23 protein-coding genes are annotated in these 24,172 nt (G+C 60.5%); 11 read left to right on the plus strand and 12 right to left on the minus strand.

Translation table 11 applies throughout. From position 1 onward, the window contains the following. Window positions 1-73: 73 nt before the first annotated feature. Both OHL21_RS11195 and OHL21_RS11200 read right to left on the minus strand, forming a co-directional pair. Window positions 74-1,369 (minus strand): GGDEF domain-containing protein, encoded by a 1,296-nt coding sequence (locus tag OHL21_RS11195; protein ID WP_263417354.1) that lies wholly within the window; start codon window positions 1,367-1,369, stop codon window positions 74-76. A 111-nt stretch (window positions 1,370-1,480) separates the two neighbouring features. Further along, entirely contained in the window at window positions 1,481-2,062 is a 582-nt protein-coding gene (locus tag OHL21_RS11200; RefSeq protein WP_263417355.1) for an O-methyltransferase, read from the minus strand. A gap of 95 nt (window positions 2,063-2,157) precedes the next feature. On the opposite strand from OHL21_RS11200, the gene OHL21_RS11205 reads away from it, so the two are divergent. The 4 genes from OHL21_RS11205 to OHL21_RS11220 all read left to right on the plus strand — a co-directional run bounded on the left by OHL21_RS11205 (window position 2,158) and on the right by OHL21_RS11220 (window position 7,000). Beyond that, complete coding sequence (locus tag OHL21_RS11205) at window positions 2,158-3,420, plus strand: NAD(P)/FAD-dependent oxidoreductase (RefSeq protein ID WP_263417356.1); 1,263 nt, start codon at window positions 2,158-2,160, stop codon at window positions 3,418-3,420. Between the two features lie 11 nt (window positions 3,421-3,431). Next, on the plus strand, window positions 3,432-4,832 hold the full coding sequence (locus OHL21_RS11210; RefSeq protein ID WP_263417357.1) for a serine hydrolase domain-containing protein: 1,401 nt from the start codon (window positions 3,432-3,434) through the stop codon (window positions 4,830-4,832). Window positions 4,833-4,936: 104 nt separating this feature from the next. After that, window positions 4,937-5,995 (plus strand): endolytic transglycosylase MltG, encoded by a 1,059-nt coding sequence (gene mltG, locus OHL21_RS11215; RefSeq protein WP_263417358.1) that lies wholly within the window; start codon window positions 4,937-4,939, stop codon window positions 5,993-5,995. Window positions 5,996-6,109: 114 nt separating this feature from the next. Beyond that, window positions 6,110-7,000: a LolA-like protein gene (locus OHL21_RS11220; protein WP_263417359.1), complete on the plus strand. Its 891-nt coding sequence runs from the start codon at window positions 6,110-6,112 to the stop codon at window positions 6,998-7,000. A gap of 159 nt (window positions 7,001-7,159) precedes the next feature. Here OHL21_RS11220 and OHL21_RS11225 read toward each other — a convergent pair whose 3' ends face one another. The 3 genes from OHL21_RS11225 to OHL21_RS11235 all read right to left on the minus strand — a co-directional run bounded on the left by OHL21_RS11225 (window position 7,160) and on the right by OHL21_RS11235 (window position 8,861). After that, a complete protein-coding gene (locus tag OHL21_RS11225; RefSeq protein WP_263417360.1) occupies window positions 7,160-7,513 on the minus strand; it encodes a GIY-YIG nuclease family protein in 354 nt (117 codons plus the stop codon). Window positions 7,514-7,680: 167 nt separating this feature from the next. Next, window positions 7,681-8,655: a Gfo/Idh/MocA family protein gene (locus OHL21_RS11230; protein WP_263417361.1), complete on the minus strand. Its 975-nt coding sequence runs from the start codon at window positions 8,653-8,655 to the stop codon at window positions 7,681-7,683. 5 nt (window positions 8,656-8,660) lie between these two features. Beyond that, window positions 8,661-8,861, minus strand: a complete 201-nt coding sequence (locus OHL21_RS11235) for a hypothetical protein (RefSeq protein WP_263417379.1) — start codon at window positions 8,859-8,861, stop codon at window positions 8,661-8,663. A gap of 222 nt (window positions 8,862-9,083) precedes the next feature. Between OHL21_RS11235 and OHL21_RS11240 the strand changes: the two genes are divergently transcribed. The 5 genes from OHL21_RS11240 (at window position 9,084) to OHL21_RS11260 (ending at window position 13,010) form a co-directional block, all read left to right on the plus strand. Next, a complete protein-coding gene (locus OHL21_RS11240) occupies window positions 9,084-9,938 on the plus strand; it encodes a HipA domain-containing protein (RefSeq protein WP_263417362.1) in 855 nt (284 codons plus the stop codon). Between the two features lie 143 nt (window positions 9,939-10,081). Then, a complete protein-coding gene (locus OHL21_RS11245) occupies window positions 10,082-10,909 on the plus strand; it encodes a DUF3037 domain-containing protein (protein WP_263417363.1) in 828 nt (275 codons plus the stop codon). Between the two features lie 224 nt (window positions 10,910-11,133). After that, window positions 11,134-11,631: a 5-(carboxyamino)imidazole ribonucleotide mutase gene (gene purE, locus OHL21_RS11250; RefSeq protein ID WP_263417364.1), complete on the plus strand. Its 498-nt coding sequence runs from the start codon at window positions 11,134-11,136 to the stop codon at window positions 11,629-11,631. Then, entirely contained in the window at window positions 11,628-12,782 is a 1,155-nt protein-coding gene (gene purK / locus OHL21_RS11255) for a 5-(carboxyamino)imidazole ribonucleotide synthase (protein WP_263417365.1), read from the plus strand. The genes purE and purK overlap by 4 nt, the downstream gene beginning before the upstream one ends. Window positions 12,783-12,812: 30 nt before the next feature. Then, window positions 12,813-13,010: a hypothetical protein gene (locus OHL21_RS11260; RefSeq protein ID WP_263417366.1), complete on the plus strand. Its 198-nt coding sequence runs from the start codon at window positions 12,813-12,815 to the stop codon at window positions 13,008-13,010. Between the two features lie 154 nt (window positions 13,011-13,164). On the opposite strand, the gene OHL21_RS11265 is transcribed toward OHL21_RS11260, so the two are convergent. The 4 genes from OHL21_RS11265 to OHL21_RS11280 form a co-directional block, all read right to left on the minus strand. Beyond that, window positions 13,165-14,808 carry a 2-oxo acid dehydrogenase subunit E2 gene (locus tag OHL21_RS11265; RefSeq protein ID WP_263417367.1) on the minus strand — a complete coding sequence of 548 codons (1,644 nt, stop codon included), beginning with the start codon at window positions 14,806-14,808 and terminating at the stop codon, window positions 13,165-13,167. 162 nt (window positions 14,809-14,970) lie between these two features. Further along, window positions 14,971-15,702, minus strand: coding sequence for a lipoyl(octanoyl) transferase LipB (gene lipB, locus OHL21_RS11270; protein ID WP_263417368.1), 732 nt, complete (start codon window positions 15,700-15,702; stop codon window positions 14,971-14,973). A 330-nt stretch (window positions 15,703-16,032) separates the two neighbouring features. Continuing rightward, window positions 16,033-17,448 carry a dihydrolipoyl dehydrogenase gene (lpdA, locus tag OHL21_RS11275; protein ID WP_263417369.1) on the minus strand — a complete coding sequence of 472 codons (1,416 nt, stop codon included), beginning with the start codon at window positions 17,446-17,448 and terminating at the stop codon, window positions 16,033-16,035. 287 nt (window positions 17,449-17,735) lie between these two features. Continuing rightward, window positions 17,736-18,344 carry a cytidylate kinase-like family protein gene (locus OHL21_RS11280; protein ID WP_263417370.1) on the minus strand — a complete coding sequence of 203 codons (609 nt, stop codon included), beginning with the start codon at window positions 18,342-18,344 and terminating at the stop codon, window positions 17,736-17,738. An 82-nt stretch (window positions 18,345-18,426) separates the two neighbouring features. On the opposite strand from OHL21_RS11280, the gene OHL21_RS11285 reads away from it, so the two are divergent. After that, window positions 18,427-19,371: a VWA domain-containing protein gene (locus OHL21_RS11285; RefSeq protein WP_263417371.1), complete on the plus strand. Its 945-nt coding sequence runs from the start codon at window positions 18,427-18,429 to the stop codon at window positions 19,369-19,371. A 123-nt stretch (window positions 19,372-19,494) separates the two neighbouring features. Here the strand turns inward: OHL21_RS11285 and OHL21_RS11290 are convergent, their stop codons facing one another. Continuing rightward, window positions 19,495-21,909, minus strand: coding sequence for an endonuclease MutS2 (locus OHL21_RS11290; protein WP_263417372.1), 2,415 nt, complete (start codon window positions 21,907-21,909; stop codon window positions 19,495-19,497). 10 nt (window positions 21,910-21,919) lie between these two features. Beyond that, window positions 21,920-22,837 carry a vWA domain-containing protein gene (locus OHL21_RS11295; protein ID WP_263417373.1) on the minus strand — a complete coding sequence of 306 codons (918 nt, stop codon included), beginning with the start codon at window positions 22,835-22,837 and terminating at the stop codon, window positions 21,920-21,922. A gap of 261 nt (window positions 22,838-23,098) precedes the next feature. On the opposite strand from OHL21_RS11295, the gene OHL21_RS11300 reads away from it, so the two are divergent. Then, a complete protein-coding gene (locus OHL21_RS11300; RefSeq protein ID WP_263417374.1) occupies window positions 23,099-23,635 on the plus strand; it encodes a hypothetical protein in 537 nt (178 codons plus the stop codon). A 271-nt stretch (window positions 23,636-23,906) separates the two neighbouring features. On the opposite strand, the gene OHL21_RS11305 is transcribed toward OHL21_RS11300, so the two are convergent. Next, window positions 23,907-24,172, minus strand: a 266-nt coding sequence (locus OHL21_RS11305; protein ID WP_263417375.1) for a hypothetical protein, incomplete at its 5' end; no start/stop codon positions are given.

Here is a 24,172-nt window from a genome sequence, read left to right on the forward strand (position 1 = left end):
CTCTCTAGCGAAAGGTGAACGCTCGTCACGCTGGGGCAAGGAGCGTTGGACGGCCGCCTGGAGATCGGCCTTGCTACTTCACGATGGAAATGCCCAGGTCGCGGGAGCTTATGCTGCCTGAGGTCGGCCGCCGCGGCTTGTCGCGATACATGCGGTCATCAGCGAACCGCAGAAGTTCCGCAACCGTAAAGGCGTCCTGAGGAAAGACCGCTGCACCGACCGCGGCTTCAACGTGAAACGTATGTCCCTGCACCTCATAGTCTCTGGCTCCGGCTCGCCGCATCGCATCCACTAACCGGTCCATGGGCTGGCCCCGGACGATATCCCCGACGACCACCACGAATTCGTCGCCGCCATACCGCGCCAGTGTATCGGCAGCCCGTACCGCCTTCTTCAGCTCCTCCACAAACTGACACAGGATCTGGTCGCCGGCGGCGTGGCCGAGAGTATCGTTCACCCGTTTGAAGCCATTGAGATCCAGCATGATGACCGCCGCACTGCTTCCGTTTCTCTCCGCCCGGGCCATCGCCTGGGCCAGTCTGTCTTCCAGCAGACGGCGATTGGGCAGACCGGTCAGGTCGTCATGCAACGCCAACGAATGACTGTGGGCGATCTGTTCATCGAGCAGGACCATCAGCATGCCGACCATGATGATGAACTTCTGCAGGTCCCAGAACCGGCTCATGATAGGTCCCCAGAACCCGTGGTCACTCACGAAGGGATGCGTGCCGAAACAGAGGGCCCAGAGAGTGAATCCCGCCACGATGGCGAGTTTGCCGGCGCCGCCGCGCTCCAGAGACTGGTGCATGCTGATAGCGGCGGCAAGAAACAGAGTCGCCAGCAGCCAGTACACGGCGGAACGGACCTGGTGCGTATACAGAAAGCCGATCGCCGGTCCCCAGATGAGAATGCGGAAGACGAGATAGGTTCCCAGGCGGCTGGACAGGCTGCTGCGAAAGATGGTCGCCATCAGTGCACCGGTGACCAGCGCAAAAGCACAACATGCGTAGTAAGGAACCAGGCTGTCGCGATATTCCGCACCGTACATCGTAGTGATAACCACAATGGGAAGTACGTTGACCGCGTGCACCACAAACCGGGTGATCCAGGGAATTGCGTTCCGGTGCGCGCTGTAGACAAAGATCGTTCCGGCGATCACATAGGAGTCCAGCGCAACGACGTGGAGGAACCGGTGATAAGGAGCGTGGTGCTCGTAAAACATCCGCGCCAGGCATTCCACGAAGATCCAGAGCATGCCGATCAGCCACAGCCGCACCCGTTCCTGGGGGTGACGACGTCGAAAGACCTCCAGCAGCGCGATCAGCGTTACCAGGGCAACTGTATCCGGAATGAGTTGGGCATTCAGCATCAGCACATGCGCTCAGCAGGCTGGTCCTGCTATGCCGTACCCGAAAAGCTTACCTTACGCCGATAGCTCGATCTTGCCCTTCCATCGAAGCAATCCGGGTCTCAATCCCTTTTAGGGAAGATAGGCGACGCTCAATCCTTTTCCGATGGGTATGACAGTATGGGCAACGCCGGGTAACTCGTCGACACGCCGGAGATAGTCCCGAATTTGATCTGGATGGGAGAGCGCATTATCGGCGAGCAACAGGGCGGGGCGAGACAACTTCGGCAACAGCAGATCGAGTTGAGCGGGAGCACTGATACGGTCGGCGTCGAAGAACACACAGTCGTATGGGCCGGACAGAGCTGCGACGATCTCGGTCGCCTCGCCCAGCTTCCAATCCACATGATCTGACAAACCTGCTTCGGCAATATTTGTCTTTGCCTTCGCCTGCTTGACGGAATCACGCTCAATCGTCGTCACCCGTCCACCGTGTTCCTGGAGCACGGACGCGATACAGATCGTGCTGTAGCCGGTGGATGTGCCGATCTCCAGGACATTGTGCACGCGAGAGAGTTTGAGAAGGAGCGAAAGGAGGGACCCCGTCTCAGGTTCGAGATTGAGCCACTTCCGGGCGTGCTCTGACTCGCGATTGTCGTTCTCTGCCCCTTCCGCTTCGATTCGTTTCAAAACACTCAATGTCAAGGGGTTCATGCGCGATCGACCTCGGCGCAATGGTACACGGCATCGAGAACAAACAAAGCTCTGCGGTACGATAGGGCGGCCCTAGTAATCTGGGAGCGAAATCTATGAACGACATTGATGTGATTGTGGTGGGCGCCGGTCCGTCCGGGTCCACAGCTGCCAAATGCCTTGGCGAGGCCGGCGTGCGTGTGCTCGTGTTGGAAAAAGCCGACACCTTCCCCCGTGAAAAGCCCTGCGGAGGCGGCCTCTCTGCTCGCATGCTGACACGCTTTCCGTATGTCAGAGACGTCCTCTCCGAGATCGGCACCAATCCTATCCGTCGTGTCTACCTGGAGTCGCCCGACGGCACCGGCGTGACCTGGGAACAAGCCGATCCCATCATGTACCTGATACGCCGCTGGGAGTTCGACGCTGCTCTCTTCCGGCGCGCCCAGGCAGTGGCGCCGGTGGAGCTGGGCGTCACGGTCCGGGCATTACGCGTTTTCGCGGAAGGTATTGAGCTCGAAGCCACGGATGGCCGCATCTTCCGCGCAAAGATGGTTCTGGGCTGCGACTCGGCTAACTCGGTCATCGCACGCCACAGTGGCCTGCGTGTCGGAGACATCCGTTCCGAATACGCTGTCGACATGATGGAGGAGACGCCCGTCACCCGACTGCAGGCAGCGCGGCCTGATACGGTTTCGCTTTTCCTCACGCTGACCAAGACCTTCGGCTACGGCTACATCTTCCCCAAAACCGACCACTGTAACCTCGGGTTCGGGTGCAAGCTCGATTACTACCTGGAAGAGCTGCGCGGCAAAGGCAAAGAGCATCATGCCGCCTGGGTGGAAGAGATGAAGCAGAAGGGCTTCGTCACCGGCGAGACACAGAAGGACGGCTATAAGGCATTCCCGATTCCTGTCGGCGGTCCGCTGGCGAAGACCTATACGCACCGCGTTCTTCTGGCAGGCGACGCCGGCGGATTCGTCAATGCCTTCACCGCCGAAGGGATCTTCTACGCGATGACCTCGGGAGCTCTGGCTGCCGAAGCGGCGATCGCCGCCATTCAAGCCGATGACTTCTCCGAAGCGCAGTTGAAGAGCTACGAACGCGCATGGAAGGCGGAGGTCGGCGGCGAACTCGAACATGCGGTCGATATTCAGCGCCGTCTGTTCAACGACTCCGGCCGAATTGACCAGATCGTGCGCGCCGCCGAGCGCGATAAAGACCTTCTGCGGCTTCTTATCGGCTACAGCATGGGCGCAGTCCGCTATGAGGAGCTGCGGAACTACATGGCAGCCTCTGCGTTGCCCAAGTGGGTGATGAGCAAGGTCATCTCTGTCTTTCGCTTTGGCTCGAAAGACAAGCCAACCGTATCCAGCGTCTAATGGAAAAACCGATGCCGATACAGACAAGAACCTACGGAACTCTCGCCGCGGCGGCGCTGTGGACCCTCTGCGCGGCTTTGCCTGCACAGGAGATCTCACCGGAGCTTAAGCAGAAGATCGACGAGACCACGCAGAAGGTGCTGAAGGATACCGGCGTCCCCTCGGCCTCGATCGGCATTGTGAAAGACGGTGCGATCGTCTACACGACTGCCTTCGGAAAATCGCGCCTCGACATCAACGCTGATGCCATGCCGGAGATGGCTTATGCCATTGGCTCTATCAGTAAGCAGTTCACCGCGGCATGCATCCTGCTGCTGCAGGAGGAAGGCAAGCTCAAGCTCGACGATCCGGTGGCGAAGTGGTTTCCGGAGCTGACTCGCGCGAAGGACATCACCCTGCGCAACCTGCTGACGCATACCTCCGGTTACTCCGACTACGCTCCGCAGGATTACACCATTCCCGAATGGACCAAGCCCGGTGATCCGCTCAAGCTGGTCCAGACCTGGGCCGGGAAGCCGCTGGATTTCGAGCCGGGAACGAAGTGGCAGTACTCGAACACCAACTTCGTTCTCGCGGGTCTGATCGTGGAAAAAGCGAGCGGGATGAAGTTCGCCGACTTCCGCCGTCAGCGCATCCTGGAACCGCTGCATATGCAGCATGTGCTCGATCTCAATACCGATCAGGCTCAGTTACGGGTTGCCGGCTACTTCCGCAATGCACTTGGTCCACTGCGCAAGGCTACTCTGGAAGCTCCCGGCTGGTACTTCGCCGATGGCGACCTGGCGATGCCGGTAGAAGACCTGCTGACCTGGGATATCAGCGTGATGAACCAGACGCTGCTCAAGCCGGAGAGCTATCGTGAACTGACCACCAGCTTCAAGCTGAAGGACGGCACCGACACCCACTATGGCCTGGGAATCGCCGTCGGCGATCGCAACGGACATCACGTCGTCTCGCACACCGGCGAGGTCGGCGGCTTCGTTGCCTCCAACAGCGTTTTCCCGAATGAGAAGATCGCCATTGCCGTCCTTACCAACCAGGAGGCCAGTTCCGCCGCCGGTGCGATTGCGCGCGGCATCGCCGGCGCCTTGCTGCCGCCAGGACCGAACGCTGCCGCCGGCCCTGAAACCCAGGTGAAGACCATCCTTGCCGGCCTGCAGCAGGGCAAGATCGACCGCTCACTCTTTACCGGCAACGCCAACTTTTATTTCAATCAGGAGGCACTGGATGACTTTTCCTCCAGCCTCGGCCCCCTGGGTGAGGTGAAGTCTGTCGTCAAGCAGGACGAAAGCCTGCGAGGAGGCATGACTCTGCGTATTTTCGCGGTGACCTTTGCCGGAGGCAAAGAGGTCAGGCTGTCCACGTTCACCACCACCGACGGCAAACTGGAGCAGTTCCTGATTATTCCGTGATGTGGCCATGGATCTTTTACTGGACATTCCAGGATAGGGAGCATCAGGCAGGGAACGCCTGCCTGCGGTCTTGAATCAAACCCTTTAGAAGTAGAAGGAGCGGCGTGAAGGTACTCGGAGTCCTGATCCTTATTTTGTTGTTGATCGCGGCAGCGGGAGCGTATGTCCTGCTGACGCCCTTCGGCCCGTCCACCGACTTCGTCGATATCCCCGCCGGCACCGGCGTTCGCGGCATTGCGGGCTCCCTGGAACGCGCCGGAGTAGTTCGCAGCCGTTATGCCTTTGAGGCCTGGCACACCTATCAGCACGGTACGCTGAAAGCCGGCGAATATCGCTTCGACCATCCGGCAACCGTCCGCGAGGTCTATGACCGTATGGCCCGCGGTGATGTCTACACGGTCTCCGTTACTATTCCGGAGGGTTACAACCTCTTCGATATCGCAACTGCGGTGCAGCACGCCGGCCTGGGCACGGCCGATGCGTTCCTGGCTGCCGCCCGAGCGAACACCGCCCTGATCAGCGACCTTTCCCCCGATGCGAAGTCGCTGGAGGGGTACCTCTTCCCTGAGACCTACAAGTTCTCTCGCCATGCAACACCGGAACAGATGCAGGCTGCGATGGTGAAGCGCTTCCGTCGTGAAGCCACCGCCCTGGGACTGACCACCGATGTCGCCCGCACCGTCACCATGGCCTCCCTGGTCGAAAAAGAGGTGAATGTCGATACCGAACGTCCCCTGGTCGCCGGGGTCTTCGTCAACCGGCTGGCGAAAGGGATACCCCTGGCCACCGACCCCACGGTGATCTATGCCGCTCTGCTCGACAACCGGTGGCGGGGCACGATCTACCGTTCTGACCTGGATTACGACTCCCCCTACAACACCTACCGGCATACCGGTCTGCCACCGGGACCGATTGCCAGCCCGGGCGTTGCGGCGCTGAAGGCTGCAATGCATCCAGCCGAGACGGACTACCTTTATTTTGTTTCAGATGCGGCCGGGCACAGCGTCTTCTCCGCCGACCTGAAGGAGCACGCCGAGCAGGTGCAGGCCTATCGCCGCGCCAGCGGTGAAGCTCCGGGGGCGCCTGCTTCGTCGAAGCATGAAAGCAAGTCGCCAAAACACGCCGCGCCTGGCAACGCTTCCGGCAGGAAACGACAGAAATAACGAATCTGCGCACCCTTGACCGTGGATGGAACATCCAAGAGAAGTCTGCGTAAATTCAAGAACATGCGTTCGGGCGCCAAACTGCGACCCGATATACTTGGCAGGTTGGGCAGGATGACGAGAGTACGGTGGCGAGCTGGAGTATTGCTGGGAGCGGTGTTGTTGACCAGCGGGTGTTTCCGGCATACCTACCGCGTCCAAAAGGCCCCACCGATCGCCAACGTCAAATCCGCCACGCTGGATGAGCTGATCCACCAGATCCAGGGACGGTTCGACGCCATTAAGACGATGAACGCGTCGGTGGACATCGTGGCCAGCACCGGTGGCAGCAAGCAGGGCAAGGTAACGGTCTATACGACCTTCAGCGGCTATATCCTGCTGCGCAAGCCGGAGGATCTGCGGGTGCTTCTGCTGTTGCCCCTGCTTCATACAACCGCTCTTGACATGGTTACGGACGGCAAAACCTTCAAGATGCGAATCCCTCCGCAAAATCGCGCCATTACCGGCACCAATCAGGTGGCAACGACGCCGTCTAAAAATCCGCTCGAGAACCTTCGCCCAGCAGTCTTCTATGACTCATTGCTGATCAAGGGTGTGCAGCCGGGAGAGTTGGTCGCCATCACTTCTGACGAGCGGATGATTCAGCCCGACCCCAAAAAGAAAGAGATGGTCTCGGAGCCGGACTACGACGTCAGCCTCTTCACCCAGAAGAACGGCGGCGTGGAGCTCGCAACTCACCGCGTGATCCACATCGGGCGCAGCACACTGCTGCCCTATGCCCAGGATATCTACGACGGCGAAGGCCGGGTCGTTACCCGCGCTACCTACGAGGGCTATCAGAAGTTTGGGGATATCGATTTCCCGACGCGGATCACGATCGAACGCCCGCTCGACGAGCTCAAGATCGCGATGACGCTCACGAAAGTTTCCCCCAATCAGGAGATGGAGAACGATCAGTTCGAGCTGACGATTCCGCAGGGGACCCAGGTCCGGCAGCTGCCGTAGGCTAAGGCGGTAGAACAGCAGGTCCTTCGCCTACGGCTCAGGATGACAATTCATATGTTTGGTGGCGACCATGACAACCGATAATTCTATCGCTTGTCATCCTGAGTGTAGGCGTAGCCGAAGCGAAGGACCCGCTTCACCTTTGCAGGATCTCCATTTTTACCCTTCAGAACTCTTCTTCACCCCAGGCTCCTGATATTGCGGAACAGGGAGCCGCACGAACAATGTGGGATACAAATCCTCCCAGGTTGGGTTCTTTTGCTCGATCAGGGTGGCCTTTTTTACTCGTAGCCATCCCTTGATCTGTTTCTCGCGGCGGATCGCCATCCGGATATCGGTGAAGTGCTCAAAATAGACCAACCGGTGGATGCTATACCGGTTCGTGAACGCGCTTCCAGAGCCATCACGATGCGCTTCAATACGGCGGACCAATTGATTGGTGACCCCGGTATAAAGCGTTCGAGACCGATTCGCGAGGATATAGACGTAGTAGTGATGCTCTTCTTTCGGCATGCAATCTGCGGTCTAAGGCGTGGTGATACACCATAACATCCTGCAAAGAAAAGCGGGTCCTTCGCTTCGGCTGCGCCTTCACTCAGGATGACAAACCATAAATTTTCGATTGTCATCCTGAGCCATAGGCGAAGGACCTGCTTCACCTTTGCAGGATCTCCAAACCCTTACAAAAGTCCGGCACGCATAGCGTGCTGGGCGATCATCTGGTTGATCTCCAGGGCAAGCTCCAGTGCAGCGCGTCCCTGTTGCCCGGTCACGCGCGGCTGCTGCCGTGTCTGCACCGATATCAGGAACGATTCGATCTCCAGCTTCAGCGGCTCGCCGTTCTCGACCGGCAGCTTGCGCAGTGAAAGCCCCGCGGAAGGGTGCTGCAACCCCGAACCCTGGCTAAACGCGGCGATGGCGGCCGCCGGGTCCGCGACATCGATCACCAGCAGGTCCTGCCGGGCGAAGTCGAGCGAGACATACTGGCGCGGCTGGAAGTAGCGCAGCTTGCGCACGCGCTCCGTCGAGACGCGGCTGGCGGTAAAGTTCGCGACACAGCCGGTGGCAAACTCCAGTCGGACATTGGCGATATCGACCTTCGGCGACAGCACCGGCAGGCCCACGGCACGCACCTCTGTCACCGGCGCATTCACCATCGTTAGAACGATGTCGAGATCGTGGATCATCAGGTCCAGCACCACGTCCACGTCCAGCGACCGCGGAGTAAAGACGCTGAGGCGATGCGACTCGAAGAACATCGGCTTGGTGAGGATCGGCATCGTCGCCGTCACTGCTGGGTTGAACCGCTCCAGATGGCCGATCTGCACGATGCGCCCATGCTGCTCGGCGAGCTCCAGTACCTGGTCCGCCTCCGCCAGCGATGCGGCAAAGGGCTTTTCAATCAGACAGTCGATGCCGGCGCGCAGAAGCTGCGATGCTACGCGTGCATGCGCCACTGTGGGAACACAGACCGAAGCACAATCGATGGGAATGCCGCTGGCCAGCAGCTCGTCCACAGTGGAAAAGACGGGGGTGTCTTCCAGGGTGACGGCCGGGTCAACCACGGCGGCGAGGTGAACCCCGGGAAGCTCGCGATAGATACGGATGTGATTCTTGCCGAAGACTCCGGCGCCTATGACTGCGACCTGAAGCACGTACCTTAGCCTTCCACAGCCTTTTTGCAGCGGGCGTACAGGTCGAGGATCTGGGTGATCTGCTCTTCTGTCTTATGTGGCGCTCCGGAGACTCCGAAGCCGGTAGATCCGGCGGCGGGCTTGGCAATTTGTATGGTGTTCGCGATGAACTTCATAAGGTCCAGCGCGATGTCTTCGTTACGGCGGGCTCCAAGACTCTGATCCATAGAAGTCAAGTGTAGAACTCAAAAAAGGAAATGCAAACCCGTTAGGGCGTGCCATCCAACTCGTGCCCCGGCCCTCCGGGTTGCGGCGCAATTCGCCCATACTTCGTTGTCGGCCTCGGCTGAACCAATTTGCGCTCGCAATGCTGACGGCAGGAGTTGGATGACACGCCCTGACCCCTCTCATTTATGCTGGCGGAACACCTACGAGGAGAGCGGATCGGGTTGGCGGTTCTGGCGGTGCAGGCGATACGGCGGATGCGCGGAGGCGCCCAGAGCCAACTCATGCTTGGAGCAGATGGCCAGCTCTGGGTGGTCAAGTTCCGCAATAACGCCCAGCACCTTCGCGTCCTGGTCAACGAGTTCCTCGCGACGCGCCTGGCAGCACACGCCGGGCTGAGTGTTCCCGCATGCGAGGTGATCGAGGTCACGCCGTGGCTGGTGGAGCACTCGCCGCAGATGTGGATCGAACTTGGCAGGAACAGGCAGGAACGCTGTTGCGCCGGCCTGAATTTCGGCTCGCAGTTCGTCGGCGGCCTTCTGCCCGGCCAGGTTGTGGACTATCTGCCGGAGGAGCAGCTCCGCGAGGTGCGGAACCTCGACGAGTTTGCCGGTATGCTTGCCATCGACAAATGGACCGGCAACATCAACGGACGCCAGGCGGTCTTTCATCGTAAGCCACGGGAACGCAAGTACCGCGCCACCTTTATCGACCAGGGTTTCTGCTTTGGCGCCGGCGACTGGGTCTATCGCGATCCGCCGCTGCGAGGTGTTTATCTGCGTAATACCGTCTACGAAGGCGTGACCGGATGGCAGAGCTTCGAACCATGGCTGCGTCGCATCGAGAGTATGGACCCTAATGTCGCCTGGAAGATTGCCGAGGAGATTCCGCCAGAGTGGTACGAGGGAGATACGGACGCCCTGGAAGAGTTGATCGCCGGCTTGCTGGCGCGGCGGGGACGGGTACGAGAGTTGATCGTGCAGTTTCGGGAATCAGATCGGAAGCCGTTCCCGAACTGGATCGAAGGTGTGAAGGTTCCGGTGCCGCGCCAATTCTCGGAGACTGGTTATCTGATGTGAGTTTGGTTCAGGAATGATGCGGGATTTCAAATCATGCAAGAAACGACTTTCTTCGCGAGAATGATTTGGTCTTGCATGTGCAAAGGGTTCTTAAGAGGTCTGAAAGGTTCAGAAGAGAGCTGAAAAGTCAGAAGAGGTAAGTGATGGAACGGGTTCCCTGCGAGTTCTTTCTGCTGCGCTATGTACCGGATGCGGTGAAGGACGAGTTCGTGAACATTGGCGTGTTGCTGCGTGAGGCTGCCCGGCCCGAGGAGGCCGTAGTGCGGTTCACGCGCGACTGGAGCCGCGTGCGCTGCGTCGATCCGGATGCCGATACTGCGATGCTGGAGGCGATGGAGGGTGAGATTGCGCTTCGCCTGCGCAGCAGCGCCACTGATCCCAAGCCGGTGATGACCGTGCTGGAGGATACCTTCTCGAACAGCATTCGCATCACGGAAGCTCGGGCGACGCTGGCCGAGAGTGTGCCTGCAGAACTGGAGCAGTTGATGCAGCTCTATGTTGAGTCGCGCAAACTGCCGACAGCTCGCCGCCGCACCGGCCGGGCGGCGATTGCTGCCGCCATGCGCAGCGAGTTCGAACGCGCGGGAGTCTGGGAGCTGATGCGCAAACGTATTGCCGCCTCCTCGTACACCCGCCCGGGAGATCCCTTGAAGATCGACTGCGGCTACCGACCGAATGGCATCGTCCGCATGTTTCACGCGGTGTCTCTCGAAGGTGATCTGGAGGCCGCCAAGGTGCTGGCCTTCTCCTCCACCGCCCTGCGCGAGGGTGTGCACCGCGTGGAAAACGCCGGACTGGAACTTACCGCTGTGGTCGAGCCGCTACGCCAGGTAGACGAGACCACCGAGGGCGAGGCCGCGGAGCGCTACCGCTTTGGGGTTGAGACGATGGAGCGGGAGATGATCCGGGTGCTGACGGTGAGTGATTTGCCTCGTCTGGCCGAGACGGCCAGACGAGAGTTGAATGGTTGAATTGTTGAATGGTTGAATAGTTTTCCCGTTTGATCGAGACGATGGCGGCCACGCGATGCGTCCATGTAACGTTCAAAATTGTTGATTGAGTGCGGTGAGTCTATCCGCTATCCGCTATCCCGGCGTAAAAACACCATTCAACCATTCAACTATTCCACCATTCAACCCCCAAGGCGTTCCTGTGGAAGGCTTTGGGACGCCCTCCCGCTGATATCATCAGGCCCATGAGCACCTCGCCGCTGGTTGGAGTGGTGATGGGCAGCCGGAGTGACTACAAGGTCATGAAGGCTGCCGTTACTGTGTTGCAGGAGTTTGGCGTCCCCTGTGAGGCGCGCGTCGTCTCCGCCCATCGAACACCGGATCTCCTGATGGAGTACGCCGCGACTGCCGAACAGCGCGGCCTGCGCGTCATCATCGCCGGCGCGGGCGGCGCTGCGCATCTGCCCGGTATGCTGGCGGCCAAGACGGTCGTTCCCGTGCTTGGAGTTCCCGTGCCTGCAACCATGCTGCAGGGCACCGATTCGCTGCTCTCCATCGTCCAGATGCCCAAGGGAGTTCCCGTCGGCACGCTCGCCATCGGCGAGGCCGGAGCCATGAATGCCGGCCTGCTGGCTGTCGCCATCCTGGCAACCACCGACGACAGGCTGCGCGAGAAGCTTAAGGCATGGCGTGCCGCACGCACCGCCGCCGTCCTGGCTGAATCTCTGGAGGACGAGGCGTGAGCGCAATTCTTCCCGGTAAGACCGTCGGAATCTTCGGCGGTGGCCAGCTTGGCCGCATGATGGCCATGGCCGCGCGCTCCTTCGGCTACAAGATTCATGTCCTTGATCCCGATCCCGCCTGCCCCGCAGCCTATGTCGTCGACAAGGTCATTGAAGCAAGCTGGCGCGATGACTGGGAGGCCGGCAACCTGGCTCGCGGATGTGATGTGGTCACGCTCGAGATTGAACAGATCTCCCCTGAGAGCATGGCGATGGCCTCGCGTTTCGCTCCGGTGCGCCCCGGTGCGCAGATGCTCGCCATCATCCAGGACAAGGTCGAGCAGAAGACCTGGCTGCAAAAGATGGGCTTTCCTGTCGGCCCCTTCCGCGGCGTGCGCAGCCTGGAAGAGTTGTCCAGCGCGGTGATGGAGCTGGGTGGCGACTGCTTCATCAAGGCGGCCCGCGGCGGTTACGACGGCCGTGGACAGGCCCGCATGTATCCCGAAGAGGTCTCCGACGGATCGATCCGCGATGCCTGGCTGGCAGTCGGCGAGACGGATTGCGTGGTTGAGAAAGCTGTCGATCTCGAACAGGAGATCTCGGTGATGGTCTCGCGTTCCCCAAGCGGCGAGGTGAAGGTCTTTCCTGCCGCGGGCAATGTGCATGAGAACCAGATTCTGGTCTGGAGCGTGATCCCCGCCCCGATTCCGCATGAGCTTGACCGCCAGGCTCGTCAGATCGGCGAAGCCCTGGCCGATACCTTCCAGCTTGAGGGCCTGCTGGCGGTGGAGATGTTCGTCACCAAAGATGGCAAGCTGCTGATCAACGAGCTCGCTCCGCGGCCGCACAACAGCTATCACCAGAGCGAGCGCGCCTGCGTTACCGGCCAGTTCGAACAGGCGATCCGCGCCGTCTGCGATCTGCCTCTCGGTGATGTCTCGCTGGTGCAGCCCGCAGCGATCGTCAATCTGCTGGGCGAGGTCTGGCTCGATGAGCAGGGTAATGAGCGTCAGCCGCGCTTCGATGCAGCCTTAGCTGTCCCGGGAGTGCGTCTGCATCTCTACGAGAAACTGAAGCCTCGTCGCGGACGCAAGATGGGTCATCTCTCTGCCGTTGGAGCAACTGGAGACGAGGCAATTGCCCGGGTACGCGAAGCAAAATCGCGGCTGTGATCGCTGACGTACCGGTGTACGATCTTCCCTATGAGTAATGATCTTGTTCCCAAAGCACCCCTTCGGAAGACGGGCCTAAGCCCCAAAGAGCAGAAGCTGCAGGCGATGCTGGAGAAGATGAAAGGCAAAGCTGCGGGCGCTAAGCCCTTAGATGGCGGTGCAGCCGGCAGCTTCAAGGCTAAGGGCAATGTCGCCAGGAAGACCTCGTTCCAGAGAAAGGCTACGTAGAACCAAACCGGTTCGCGCGGAGCGCGAATATCCCACATCTCGGCGTAGCCGAGATATGGGGCACCCAGTGTGGGTTAAATGAAAAAAGGGGCTGACAACATCAGCCCCTTTCCACTGCATTAAGGCGCGAAGCGCATCCCGCCGAGCGCGCAGCTCAGCCGATGTCTTCGGACCAGTTTTCCAGGTAGGACTTGAAGTCGGTCATGAATTTGCCGGCGTCGGCTCCGTCGACGATGCGGTGATCGAAGCCGAGCGTGAAGCGCTGGACCGAGCGGATGGCGATGGACTCATTGCCGTCCTTGTCGGTGAGGACCATCGGCTCCTTGTTCAGGCCGCCGATGCCGAGGATGGCGACCTGCGGCTGGTTGATGATCGGGGTTCCGAACTGCTCGCCGAAGATGCCGGAGTTGGTGATGGTGAAGGTGCCGCCGGCGATCTCATCGGGAGCCAGCTTCTTGCCGCGGGCGCGGTCCGCGATATCGACAATGCTGCGGGCGATGCCGAGGAAGCTCTTCTCTTCGGTCTGCTTGATGACGGGAACGATCAGGCCCCAGTCCAGAGCTACGGCGATGCCGATGTTGATGTTCTGCGCATAGCGGATGGCATCGCCCTCGACGGAGGCGTTGACAACGGGGTGTTTGCGGAGCGCGGTGATAGCAGCGCGGGTGATGAACGGCATGTACGTCAGCTTCACGCCATTGCGCTGCTCGAACTTGTTCTTCTCCTTCTCACGCAGCTTCACGATGCGGGTCATGTCCACCTTGAAGACGGTGTGGACGTGCGGCGAGGTCTGCTTGGACTCGACCATGCGCCGGGCGATGATGGCGCGCATCTTCGACATCGGCTCCAGGGTGCCGGGCGCGGGCACCGCAGCGGCAGGGGCTGGAGCGGCTGCAGGCTTCGGCGCTGCGGGAGCAGCGGCGGCCGGAGCGGCTGCGGCAGGAGCAGCTGCAGGCTTCGCGCCCGAGATCACGCCGGTGATGTCGTCCTTGGTGATGCGGCCGCTGGCGCCGGTGCCGGTGACGGTCGAGAGATCGATGTTGTTCTCCTTGGCCATCTTGCGGACCAGCGGAGAGCTGCGGACGCCGGCTGCGGCTGTCTCGGCAGTGGTGGCGGCCGGAGCTGCAGGGGCCGGGGTAGCGGCTGCGGGGGCCGGTGCAGCCGCAGGAGCAGCGGCGGCCTTGCCGGCGCCTCCGCCGATGACGGCAACTACAGTATTGATGGAGACGGTCGAACCGGCCTCCACCTTGATCTCGCTGAGCACACCGGCTGCGGGCGAAGGAATCTCGGCATCGACCTTGTCGGTCGAGATCTCAAAGAGCGGCTCGTCACGCTGAACGGAATCGCCGACCTTCTTCAGCCACTTGGTGATGGTGCCTTCGGTGATGGACTCGCCCATCTGGGGCATGATGACATCGGTACCCGGGCCTGCAGCAGGAGGGGCAGCGGGAGCTGAAGCAGCCGCAGAACCTGTGTTCTCCGAAGGTTCCTGCTTGGCTTCGGTAGCCGCGGCCTTATCGTCAGCGGCAGCCGGAGCGGGGGCGGCAACCACCGCCGAGCCTTCTTCCGCGATGATGGCAACGACACTGTTCACGCCGACCGTGGCGCCTTCCTGCACCTTGATCTCGGTCAGAATGCCGACTGCGGGCGAGGGAATCTCGGCATCCACCTTATCGGTCGAGATCTCGAAGAGCGGCTCGTCGCGCTCTACCTTGTCGCCCGGCTTCTTCAGCCACTTGGTCAGGGTGCCTTCGGTGATGGACTCGCCCATCTGGGGCATGACTACGTCAGTCGGCATGATGATCCTTGAAAAATGAATTCGAATTACAGCGAAAGTGAAGTCAAATTACCGGTGAAACTGAGGTCGAGCGGCCGTCCAGCGAACGGAGCTCACTGCAACTCCCGATTCTATACCGCATAAAACAGGCTCGAAAACCGTCGCTAACCGATAAACGAACGTTTAGGCGATATTCATCAAGTCGTCGAGGGAGTCGGCCGCCAGCATCTGCCGCTGGAAGACATGGCCCATGTGGCGGGCCGCCGAGTTGGCCGCGTTGGCCAGCGTCGGCTCAGGTTCCCGGCCTTCTGGAGCCTCCAGCTCGAGGCTGGTGACAGCGCGGTCGCTGATGCCGCAGGGCACGATCAGGTCGAAGTCGCGAAGATCCGTGGTCACATTCAACGCAAAGCCGTGGGAGGTAACGCCCATGGAGACATGCACGCCGAAGGCGCAGATCTTCTTCTCCGGGATCGATCCGCCGGGGATCGTCCAGACACCGGTGCGTCCCTTCACACGTTGCGTCAGAACGCCGAAATCATGGCAGACGCGAATGATGACCTCCTCCAGCATGCGCATGTAGTCGACGGGCCCGAGATGCGGCCCGCGCTTGCCCGGCCAGTCACCGCGCAGATCGAAGATGGGGTAGCCGACGAGCTGTCCCGGACCGTGATAGGTCACATCGCCGCCGCGGTTGATCTCATGCAGCTCTACTCCTTTGCGCGCCAGCAGCTCATCGCTTGCAATGACGTTTTCGCGATGAGAGTTGCGGCCGAGCGTAAGGACCGGAGGATGTTCCAGCAGGATCAGCGTGTCGCCGATACGGTTCTGCTTACGCGCCTCGATTACTTGCCGCTGGATTTCAAGGCCTTCGGCGTAAGAGGTTCGTCCGAGTTGGAGAAGGTGAATGTACTGCATCGACGTTTCTGCGTCTGGATGGCAATCTGGAGCGTATCGGCAACTTTCACTGAGGAACTATAGGGTGGGCCTTCAGCCCTTAGTTGTTCAATGGGCCTTATTAAACCTGGGGCGTTGCCCCAGGCTGGTATGGAACGCGCCTTCAGCGCTTATCCTGCCGGGTGCCCCACCCTCGCAACGCTAGGGTGGGTAAGGAATACCCTCTTCGTTAAGACATACAAAATCAATTTGTCGACACAACCTAGAGCCTTGCTTAAGGACACGGCTTTAGCCCCTGAGGTCCATCTCGTTCTCAGAAGCTAAAGCCCTCATATCTTTCGAATCGAATCACTAAACGTTGATGGCCATGCCTTCGACCGAAGCGAAGCCGTCGAGCAGCGCCTCGGCAACGGTCGGATGAGCGTGCACGGTGAACATCATCGACTCCACTGTTGCTTCGAGCTCCATCGCCGTTACCGCTTCCGCGATGATGTCGGTGGCCAGCGGACCGATGATGTGTACGCCGAGGATCTCGCCGTACTTCTTGTCGGCGACTACCTTGATGAAGCCGTCGTGCGAGCCCAGGATCGTCGCCTTGGAGTTGCCGACGAAGGGGAACTTGCCGACCTTTACGTCGTAGCCGGCTTCCTTGGCCTTGGCTTCGGTCAGACCGACCGAACCGATCTGCGGCTCGCAGTAGGTGCAGCCGGGGATCAGGTTACGCTTCATGGGCTTGGCATACTTGCCGGCCAGCTTGGCGGCAACCAGCATCCCGGCGGTGGAGCCGGAGTGCGCGAGCTGCGGGAAGCCCATGACGATATCGCCAATGGCGTAGACACCCGGCTCGGCGGTCTGCATATACTCGTCTACCTCGACGAAACCGCGGTCGACTTTGATCTTGGTCTTATCGATCCCGACATTGCCCGTACGGGGAGCGCGGCCCACGGCGACCAGCACCTTCTCCGCTTCCTTCGCGGCAGGCTTGCCGTCGCTGGTGGTGAAGTCGACCTTCACGCCGCTCTTGGTCTTCTCGATCTTGTCGACCTTGGCGGAAACGTGCACGTCGATGCCGCGCTTCTTGAATTGGCGCAGCAGCTCCTTGGAGACCTCTTCGTCCTCTGCCGGCACGATGCGCGGCAGAGCCTCGATGACCGTCACCTCCGAGCCGAAGCTGCGGAAGATGGAGGCGAATTCGACACCAACGGCGCCGGACCCGATGACCACGAGCGACTTGGGAACCGACTCCATCGAGAGGATCTCGATGTTGGTCATGATCTTGTCGTCAGCGGTGTAGCCGGGGAGCATACGGGCATCGGAACCGGTGGCGAGCACGACGTTCTTCGCCTGGACCTGGGACTCCTTGCCGCCCTCGATAGCGATGGTGTGCACGCCACTCTTGGGCGCGCCGGTCAACTTGCCGTAGCCCCGCACCACCGTAATCTTGTTCTTCTTCATCAGGAAGTCGAGACCCTTGGTGTGCTTGGTCACGATGTCCGCCTTGCGGCCGACGACGGCGGGCCAGTTCACCTTGACCTCACCCGTGGTCTCCAGACCGAAATCCTTGGCGTGCTTGAAGTGGTCGTAAACCTCGGCCGAGAAGAGGATGGCTTTGGTGGGAATGCAACCCACGTGCAGGCAGGTGCCGCCAATCTTGTCGGTAGCCTCAATCAATGCCACCTTCAACCCATACTGCGCCGCACGGATCGCACAGGTGTATCCCGCAGGTCCGCCGCCAATTACCGCAACATCAAAGATCGTGTCAGCCAAGTCTCACTCCCTAGTCCGAGATGGAACCAAACGATTCGATTCTACGCTGAGGAAAACGATTCAGTGCGATCTTCGGGATGGGTGGGCGTTTATCGGACGAGGAGGGCAACCTCGGGCTTTCGAGCATGGAGGTTAAAAGTTAAAAGGTGCAAGTTAAAGAGTTAAGGTTTGGGCTGCTCGAAAGCCTTGCCACACTGGGTGAGGCAACGTAGCTGCCTCGCCCACGCCTTAACACTTTAACTTTTAACTTGCAACTTTTAACCTTCACCCCGGCTGCACAGATCCAGTTATCCAATGGTTCCAGCCGCATCAATCGTCGCCTTCACCATCGCATCAATGCCCATGCAGGAGTTGAGCAGCAGATGATAGAGGTGGCGGTCGGCCCAGTCACGGTCATAGTGTCTGCGGATGTAGGCGGCCCGGGCTGCGTCGGCGGCGTGGATCTCCTGTTCGGCGTGGTCGGCGCGCTCCGGGTACTTTGCTTCGAACCAGCGCTTTTTGTGCGGCATGGAGGCGTAGGTGAAGACGTGGAACGCTCCCGGCTCGCCGCACAGGTAGCTTGATCCACCGCGGCCGACGATGACACAGTGTCCCTCGGTGGCCACGCGCTTCATGGCCCGCTGCAGGTAGCCGAGCATCCGTTCACCATCGATACCGGTGGGCGGAAAACCCAGTTCAGCACCCCCGGCCAGGAATCCCCTCCCGAGACGTGCGTACCAGGGATCCCGCTTCTCATCGCCCGCCACTACCTGGCTGGGATCCATCCCGGCCTCTGCAGCCGCGGCGTCTATCAGAGCCTTGTCGTACAACTTCCAGCCCAACTTCTCCGCCAGGGCGGCGGCATACTCCGCTCCCTCGCTGCCGTATTCCCGTTCAACCGTAAAAAAGCGCACCATACGCGACGAACTATAGCACGGCAACTTTGCGAAGCATTCCGGATTTCTGAATCATCCATTGCTCGTGCCGTATTGTGGCTGCATGTCTCTCCAACATCTTCTGCCCGTGCTCGTGCTTGGCCTCGGCCTGCCTGCGCTCAGCCAGCAGGAGCAGCCGGAGTTCCGGCTGCAGGTCAACAGCCGCCTTATTAGCACCACCCTCACGGTCCGTGACGCCAATGGCAAGCTGGTCACCAACTTGCCGCAGACGGCCTTCCATATCAAGGAAGACGGGATCGACCAGACCGTACGCTATTACGCCAGCCAGCGTGAGCTCCCACTCAGCATCGCGCTGATCGTGGACGCCAGCGGCAGCCAGGATAAGTTCGTCAAGGAACACGAGCACGAGATCGAAGACTTCCTGAGGGAAGTGATGGAGCCGCGCGATCGCGCTTTCGCCATCTGCTTCGGGAATCACCTGCGCCTGGTCAGTGACTGGACAAGCAGCCCTGTTGCGATCACTGACACTGTCCACCGGTTTAACAAAGGCGAGCGGAACTTTCCGGAGATCGGGCCGAAGGAAGAGCGTGAGCTTGGCACCGCTCTCTATGACGCGGTCTATTTCTCCATCACGGAAAAGATGGAGGCCGAGCGTGAACACCGCCGCGTGCTCATCGTCTTCTCCGACGGAGAAGAGAACTCGAGCGAACACGACCTGATCGATGCCATCACCGCGGCACAGGGCGCCGACACGCTGGTCTATGCGCTGCGCACCACCGAGAACAAAGAGAAGAAGATGAACGCCCGCGACCGCTACGGCATGCGCGTGCTCGATCACCTGACCGAGGCCACAGGCGGCCAGAGCTTCGATGTGCGCAAGGAGTCGAGCAAGGAGATCTTCGCTGCAATCGCCGCCGATCTGAAGTCGCTTTACGAGATCGGCTACTACTCCAACAATCCGGCCCACGATCGCCGCTTCCGCAAGGTCACGATTACGGCGGGGGAAGGGATGGTGGTGCGGGCGAGGGAGGGGTACGCGCCTCGTTGAGGCGGTTGAATGGTGGAATAGTTGAATAGTTGAATGGTGTTCTGGGTCGGGCGAACTGTTCAACTCACCAAGACCACTATTCAACTATTCAACCATCCAACTATTCAACCGTTGAACTGCGCCTCACAGGCGCAGTTCAACAACCGTGGCTCCCTGCCCACCCTCGTTATACGGAGGCTCGGTGACGTTAGCTACGTGAGGGTGCCGCCGCAGGTAGTCGCGCAGGGTGCGGCGGAGGATGCCCATCCCGGTGCCGTGGACGACGCGGATGGATGGCAGGCCGGCGAGGAAGGCCTGGTCGAGGAAGCGTTCCACTTCGTCCTGCGCTTCGTCGGCGGTGCGGCCGATGACGTTGATCTCGCGTGGGGTGATGTCGGGGTCGGTCTGCATCGCTACCGTGACGCCGCCCTTGCGCTTCACTGCCTGCAGCGGTGTCTCCACAGGGGCCTTGCGCACCACTTCGGCGATGTCGTCGCGCTGCACCCGCATCTTCATCGGTCCCATGCTGACCTCGAAGACATTTGAGGATACCTCGCGGTCGACACGTACTTCGCGTCCCAGGGTGCGCAGCTTTACCGTGTCGCCGACGTTGATTGACTTCACCACATGGGGCTGCGCGTTCGGATCTTTTTTGTCGGCGCCGGTGATGTGCGCGACGACCGTTGCATTGAACTGCTCGGAGAACTCGCGCTTCAACCGCGCCAGCCTGCGTTCTGTCTCCTTGGCCAGCTTCTGGCTTGCTGCCTTGTCGGCAATTGCGCCGGCGGCCTCGCGCATCTGGTGCTCGAAGTCTTTCATCAACGAGGTCAGCTTACCTTCGAGTTCGCGTGCCTTCTGCCGCTGTTCGTTGCGTCCTTCTGCTTCGAGCCGCTGCTTCTCCCGCTCCAGCGCCAGCTCGCGTTTGCGGAGCGCCTCGCGCTCTTCATTGGCTGCGGCGAGCTGCAGGTGCAACTGGTCGATGAAGCGGCCGATATCGGCGGTCTGGTGGTCGAGCTGGTTGCGGGCGGCAGCAATGATCTCCGGCTGCAGGCCGATGCGCTGCGCGATGTTGATGCCGGCGGACGCGCCGGGAATCCCCATGCGCAGGGTATAAGTCGGGGCCAGCGTCTCCTCGTCGAAGCCCACCGCCGCATTCACGACGCCCTCGTTGGTGGCGGCATAGATCTTCATCGAGTTCAGGTGAGTGGTCACCAGGCTCCAGGCACGCATGCGCAGGAAGTGGCCGCTGATGGCGACCGCCAGCGCAGCGCCTTCTTCGGGATCGGTAGCTGAGCCGAGCTCGTCCAGAAGCACCAGCGAGGAGGCATCGGCCTCGCGCGTGATGCGGTCGAGATTGGTCATGTGTGCCGAGAATGTCGAGAGATTGCGCTCGATCGACTGAGCGTCACCGATGTCGGCGTAGACCGCGGCAAATATCGGAAGCTTGGCTTCTTCGGCCAGCACCGGCAGACCTGCCTGCGCCATCAGCGCCAGCAGACCTACGGTTTTCAGCGAGACGGTCTTTCCGCCGGTGTTCGGTCCGCTGATGATCAACTGCCGCGCACCATCTTCCAGCGCCAGAGTCAGCGGAACCACGCTTCCGCCTTCGGATTTCAAACGCAGATCCAGCAGCGGGTGCCGTGCGGCCTTCAACGCAATCTCATACTCCACGAATTCGGGCCGGACACAATCCAGGGTTTGCGCGAAGCGCGCACCGGCGAAGAGGGCATCGAGCTCCGTCAGCACCTCCGCGCCTGAGTCCAGCGATGCGGCATGATCACCGACGGCACGTGTTATCGCGACCAGGATGCGATGCACCTCGGCCTGCTCCTCATCCAGCAGACGCAGCAGCTCGTTATTGCTCTCGACCGTCTCCAGCGGTTCGACGAAGACGGTCTGTCCGCTGGAGCTGGAGCCGTGAATCACACCCGGCACCTTGCGGCGCTGCTCGGTCTTGACCGGAATGACGAAGCGGTCGCCGCGAATGGTAATCAGCTCTTCCTGCGCTGCTCCGGAGTCGCTGATGGCACGCAGGCTGCGGCGTAGCGATTCTTCAATGGCGCGGTGTTGGCGTGCGATGGCGTTGCGCAGCCGCGCCAGCTCCGGCGAGGCATCGTCACTGAGCGAGCCGTCGGGTTCGATCTTTCCCCGCAGGGCATGAAGCAATGGAGCGAGATATGCCTGTGTCACTGGAAGCGAAATTTCTGCGATTGCCTTCCATGGCTCTTCCTGCTGCGCCACGGCGCGCCACTCTTCCATCAGCTCCGCCAGCGCCAGAACCCGAAGAAGCTCTGCCGGCTCCAGGGCAGCGCCTGGAATCCGCGCCTTCTCCAGCATGGAGCCTGGAGCGAAGACCGCGGCGAAATAGAAGACGGCGCCAGTTGCGAGATATTGCCGCACCTCGGCGATACAGTCCTGCCGCTGCGCGATCCAGGCGGCATCCGTTGATGGCTCGAGCCCAAGCACACGGTCGCGGCCCGCCGCTGAACCGGTCAGCCGCGCCATCTGCTCCCGCAGCCGCGCCCATTCCAGGGCAGCCGCACTCGTCTCGCGTAACATACTCACTTCTCTATGGTAGATGCGCTGGGGTAGATGCGCTCGACCAGTACGCGGTGCGCGCGTGTACGGCCAGCTCCGGATGCGCCGGTATTCGTACGTCGAGCCGGTGCAGGCCTTCTTTGCCGGAAGCCGGCTGGAAGCTCAGGAGATAGCGGTTGGGCAGATGGTTGGCGAGGATCGCCATCTGCCGTTCCAGATCGGGTTTGTCGTCGAAGCGGAGGTATTCTCCGCCTGAAAGGGAAGCCATCTCAGAAGCCGCATTCTCCTGTAAGGCCCGGAAGGCCATTCCTAACGGCTTGCCCAGATCGAGCGTGTACAACACCGGAGGAGCCAGCGGCGACAGTTTGTACGGAGGATTTATGTAGCGATCACCTTTCAGAGAGTCCATCAACTCGGTCTTCTCCGGCGAGAAGGTAAGAGAGTAGATGTCGACGTTGTTCTCGCTTATTCTGCGCAGCACCTCGTCGACCGGTGTCTTACTGGCCGTATCCTGTGGCTGGCTCAAAAGCAGGATGACTTTGCGTGTCGTGGGCGGCAACGCAGTCAGCAGGTCGACGCCGGTGTTGACTGCATCGACGATCGCCGCGCCGTGGTCCCCGGGCTCGGGTGAAGCGATGGCGTCATGCAGTTTGCTGACATCATGGGAAAAGCGCAGCATGCCTTCCGGCTTGCTGTCGAAGGTCAACAGACCGAAGCTGCGATCGGCTGCGCCGGTCATGTAGTCGAGCATGGTCTCCAGGTCGCGGTAGTTGCGGAACTGCCGCGGAGCTTTACCGCCGGTCTGCATGACGATGAGCACCGCTAGGGGCTGTGACGATCGTTCTTCCAGATGAAGCTGCATTGCCGAGCCGTCGTCGGTCACAACGAAGTCCTTTGCGGTCAATGGCTCGGCAAGCAGACCATCTTTGTCCGTCACCAGCACCGGCACCAGGACGAGCCTTGCTCTCGACGAATGTCTGGTGCATCCTGAGCCGGCGCTCCGGCTGCAAGTGCCCACAACAGAATGCAGACCACCACGTTCGAACGCATGTTGATAAAACGCATGGGACGCTCCATGGTGAGCCTTGGCCTATCCCTAGCTATGTGTCGACATTCCTACCTGCCGCTTGCGCGGAGTAGAATTCCACGCAACGGAACTCGTCGTCTCTTCGTTGCGTATCTCTGACTGGTTCAAAAGGAGGCGCGAACAATGACCTGCGCTACCTGTGGTTCCCCTTCGGCCGCTGCCGGCGGCTTCTGCTCCCGCTGTGGAGCTCCTCAACCCGCTGCACAACCAGGCGCTGCGCCGCAACCTGCTCCCGCGGGAGTTCCGGTGACCTATGGTGTGCCTTACATCCCGCGTGTGCCGCGGCATCTGCAGACCCTGGGTGTGCTTTGGGGTATCTTCGCGGCCTATCGCGTTGTCAGTGTCTTTCTCGGTCTGGCCTTCGCCAACGTCATGATGCGCTCCCACTTGTTTGGCTGGAGATCATCGATGATGCAGATGCCCTTCCTGCACGCCATGATGCCCTTTATCTTCGCCACCACGCTGGTGATGGCCGGAGCAGCCGCCCTGGTCTGCTGGGGCCTGCTGCAGCGCAAGCCCTGGGCGCGCGTGCTTGCCATTGTCTTCGGTGTGTTGGCGCTGCTGAAGTTCCCGTTCGGCACCGCTTTGGGGATCTACACCCTCTGGGTGCTGGCCCCGTCGGCCTCGGGTGTGGAGTATGACGCGATGGCGGTGGAGTAACTGGTTGCTAGTTGCTGGTTCCTAGTTGCTAGAAGGGGCCATGAAGGACACGGGTTGCACCTGCCGCATCGCCCACCCAACTAGCAACCGGGGCATGGGCGACAGCTGAGAAGCAGATCCCTACGGGATGACAAGCAAAAATGATCGCGCGAAGCGCGATACCCCACGCTAAACCCCAGCGAACAAGTTCGCCGGGGACCCCACCCTTCGCGATGAAACTGCGAAGAGTGGGGCGACGAGTGCGTTTCGTTCGTAGAATTTGCAGAGACACCTAGCAACCACGGCGTATCGACAAATTCCAGTTGATCTGACAGAGGATGACTGAAACTGGTGGGAGCAGCGGGGTCCCCATCCAGCCTTGCTGGATGGGGTGTTCAGCGGGCTTCAGCCCGCTGATACAGGCGTAAAAGTAGACGGGCTTCAGCCCTGGGCCTCCTCTGTACGCGAGGAAAAAGCCCAGGGCTAAAGCCCATTTCATATCGAGCCGATATACCGTGGGCTGAAAGCCCACGGCTCCCACCGAATCGAGCTTCGCTC

Source organism: Terriglobus albidus, from assembly GCF_025685425.1.
In the GTDB taxonomy this organism is placed as follows: Bacteria; Acidobacteriota; Terriglobia; order Terriglobales; family Acidobacteriaceae; genus Terriglobus; species Terriglobus albidus.

What these genes read in the sequence shown, in the direction of transcription:
- purE (WP_263417364.1), top strand. Translation starts at nt 11,134, where the DNA reads ATGAGCACCTCGCCGCTGGTTGGAGTGGTGATGGGCAGCCGGAGTGAC.
- OHL21_RS11225 (WP_263417360.1), bottom strand. Translation starts at nt 7,513, where the DNA reads ATGCCGAAAGAAGAGCATCACTACTACGTCTATATCCTCGCGAATCGG.
- OHL21_RS11210 (WP_263417357.1), top strand. Translation starts at nt 3,432, where the DNA reads ATGCCGATACAGACAAGAACCTACGGAACTCTCGCCGCGGCGGCGCTG.
- OHL21_RS11245 (WP_263417363.1), top strand. Translation starts at nt 10,082, where the DNA reads ATGGAACGGGTTCCCTGCGAGTTCTTTCTGCTGCGCTATGTACCGGAT.
- OHL21_RS11280 (WP_263417370.1), bottom strand. Translation starts at nt 18,344, where the DNA reads ATGGTGCGCTTTTTTACGGTTGAACGGGAATACGGCAGCGAGGGAGCG.
- OHL21_RS11200 (WP_263417355.1), bottom strand. Translation starts at nt 2,062, where the DNA reads ATGAACCCCTTGACATTGAGTGTTTTGAAACGAATCGAAGCGGAAGGG.
- OHL21_RS11285 (WP_263417371.1), top strand. Translation starts at nt 18,427, where the DNA reads ATGTCTCTCCAACATCTTCTGCCCGTGCTCGTGCTTGGCCTCGGCCTG.
- OHL21_RS11260 (WP_263417366.1), top strand. Translation starts at nt 12,813, where the DNA reads ATGAGTAATGATCTTGTTCCCAAAGCACCCCTTCGGAAGACGGGCCTA.
- OHL21_RS11220 (WP_263417359.1), top strand. Translation starts at nt 6,110, where the DNA reads ATGACGAGAGTACGGTGGCGAGCTGGAGTATTGCTGGGAGCGGTGTTG.
- OHL21_RS11195 (WP_263417354.1), bottom strand. Translation starts at nt 1,369, where the DNA reads ATGCTGAATGCCCAACTCATTCCGGATACAGTTGCCCTGGTAACGCTG.
- OHL21_RS11205 (WP_263417356.1), top strand. Translation starts at nt 2,158, where the DNA reads ATGAACGACATTGATGTGATTGTGGTGGGCGCCGGTCCGTCCGGGTCC.
- OHL21_RS11265 (WP_263417367.1), bottom strand. Translation starts at nt 14,808, where the DNA reads ATGCCGACTGACGTAGTCATGCCCCAGATGGGCGAGTCCATCACCGAA.
- OHL21_RS11300 (WP_263417374.1), top strand. Translation starts at nt 23,099, where the DNA reads ATGACCTGCGCTACCTGTGGTTCCCCTTCGGCCGCTGCCGGCGGCTTC.
- lipB (WP_263417368.1), bottom strand. Translation starts at nt 15,702, where the DNA reads ATGCAGTACATTCACCTTCTCCAACTCGGACGAACCTCTTACGCCGAA.
- OHL21_RS11290 (WP_263417372.1), bottom strand. Translation starts at nt 21,909, where the DNA reads ATGTTACGCGAGACGAGTGCGGCTGCCCTGGAATGGGCGCGGCTGCGG.
- OHL21_RS11235 (WP_263417379.1), bottom strand. Translation starts at nt 8,861, where the DNA reads ATGGATCAGAGTCTTGGAGCCCGCCGTAACGAAGACATCGCGCTGGAC.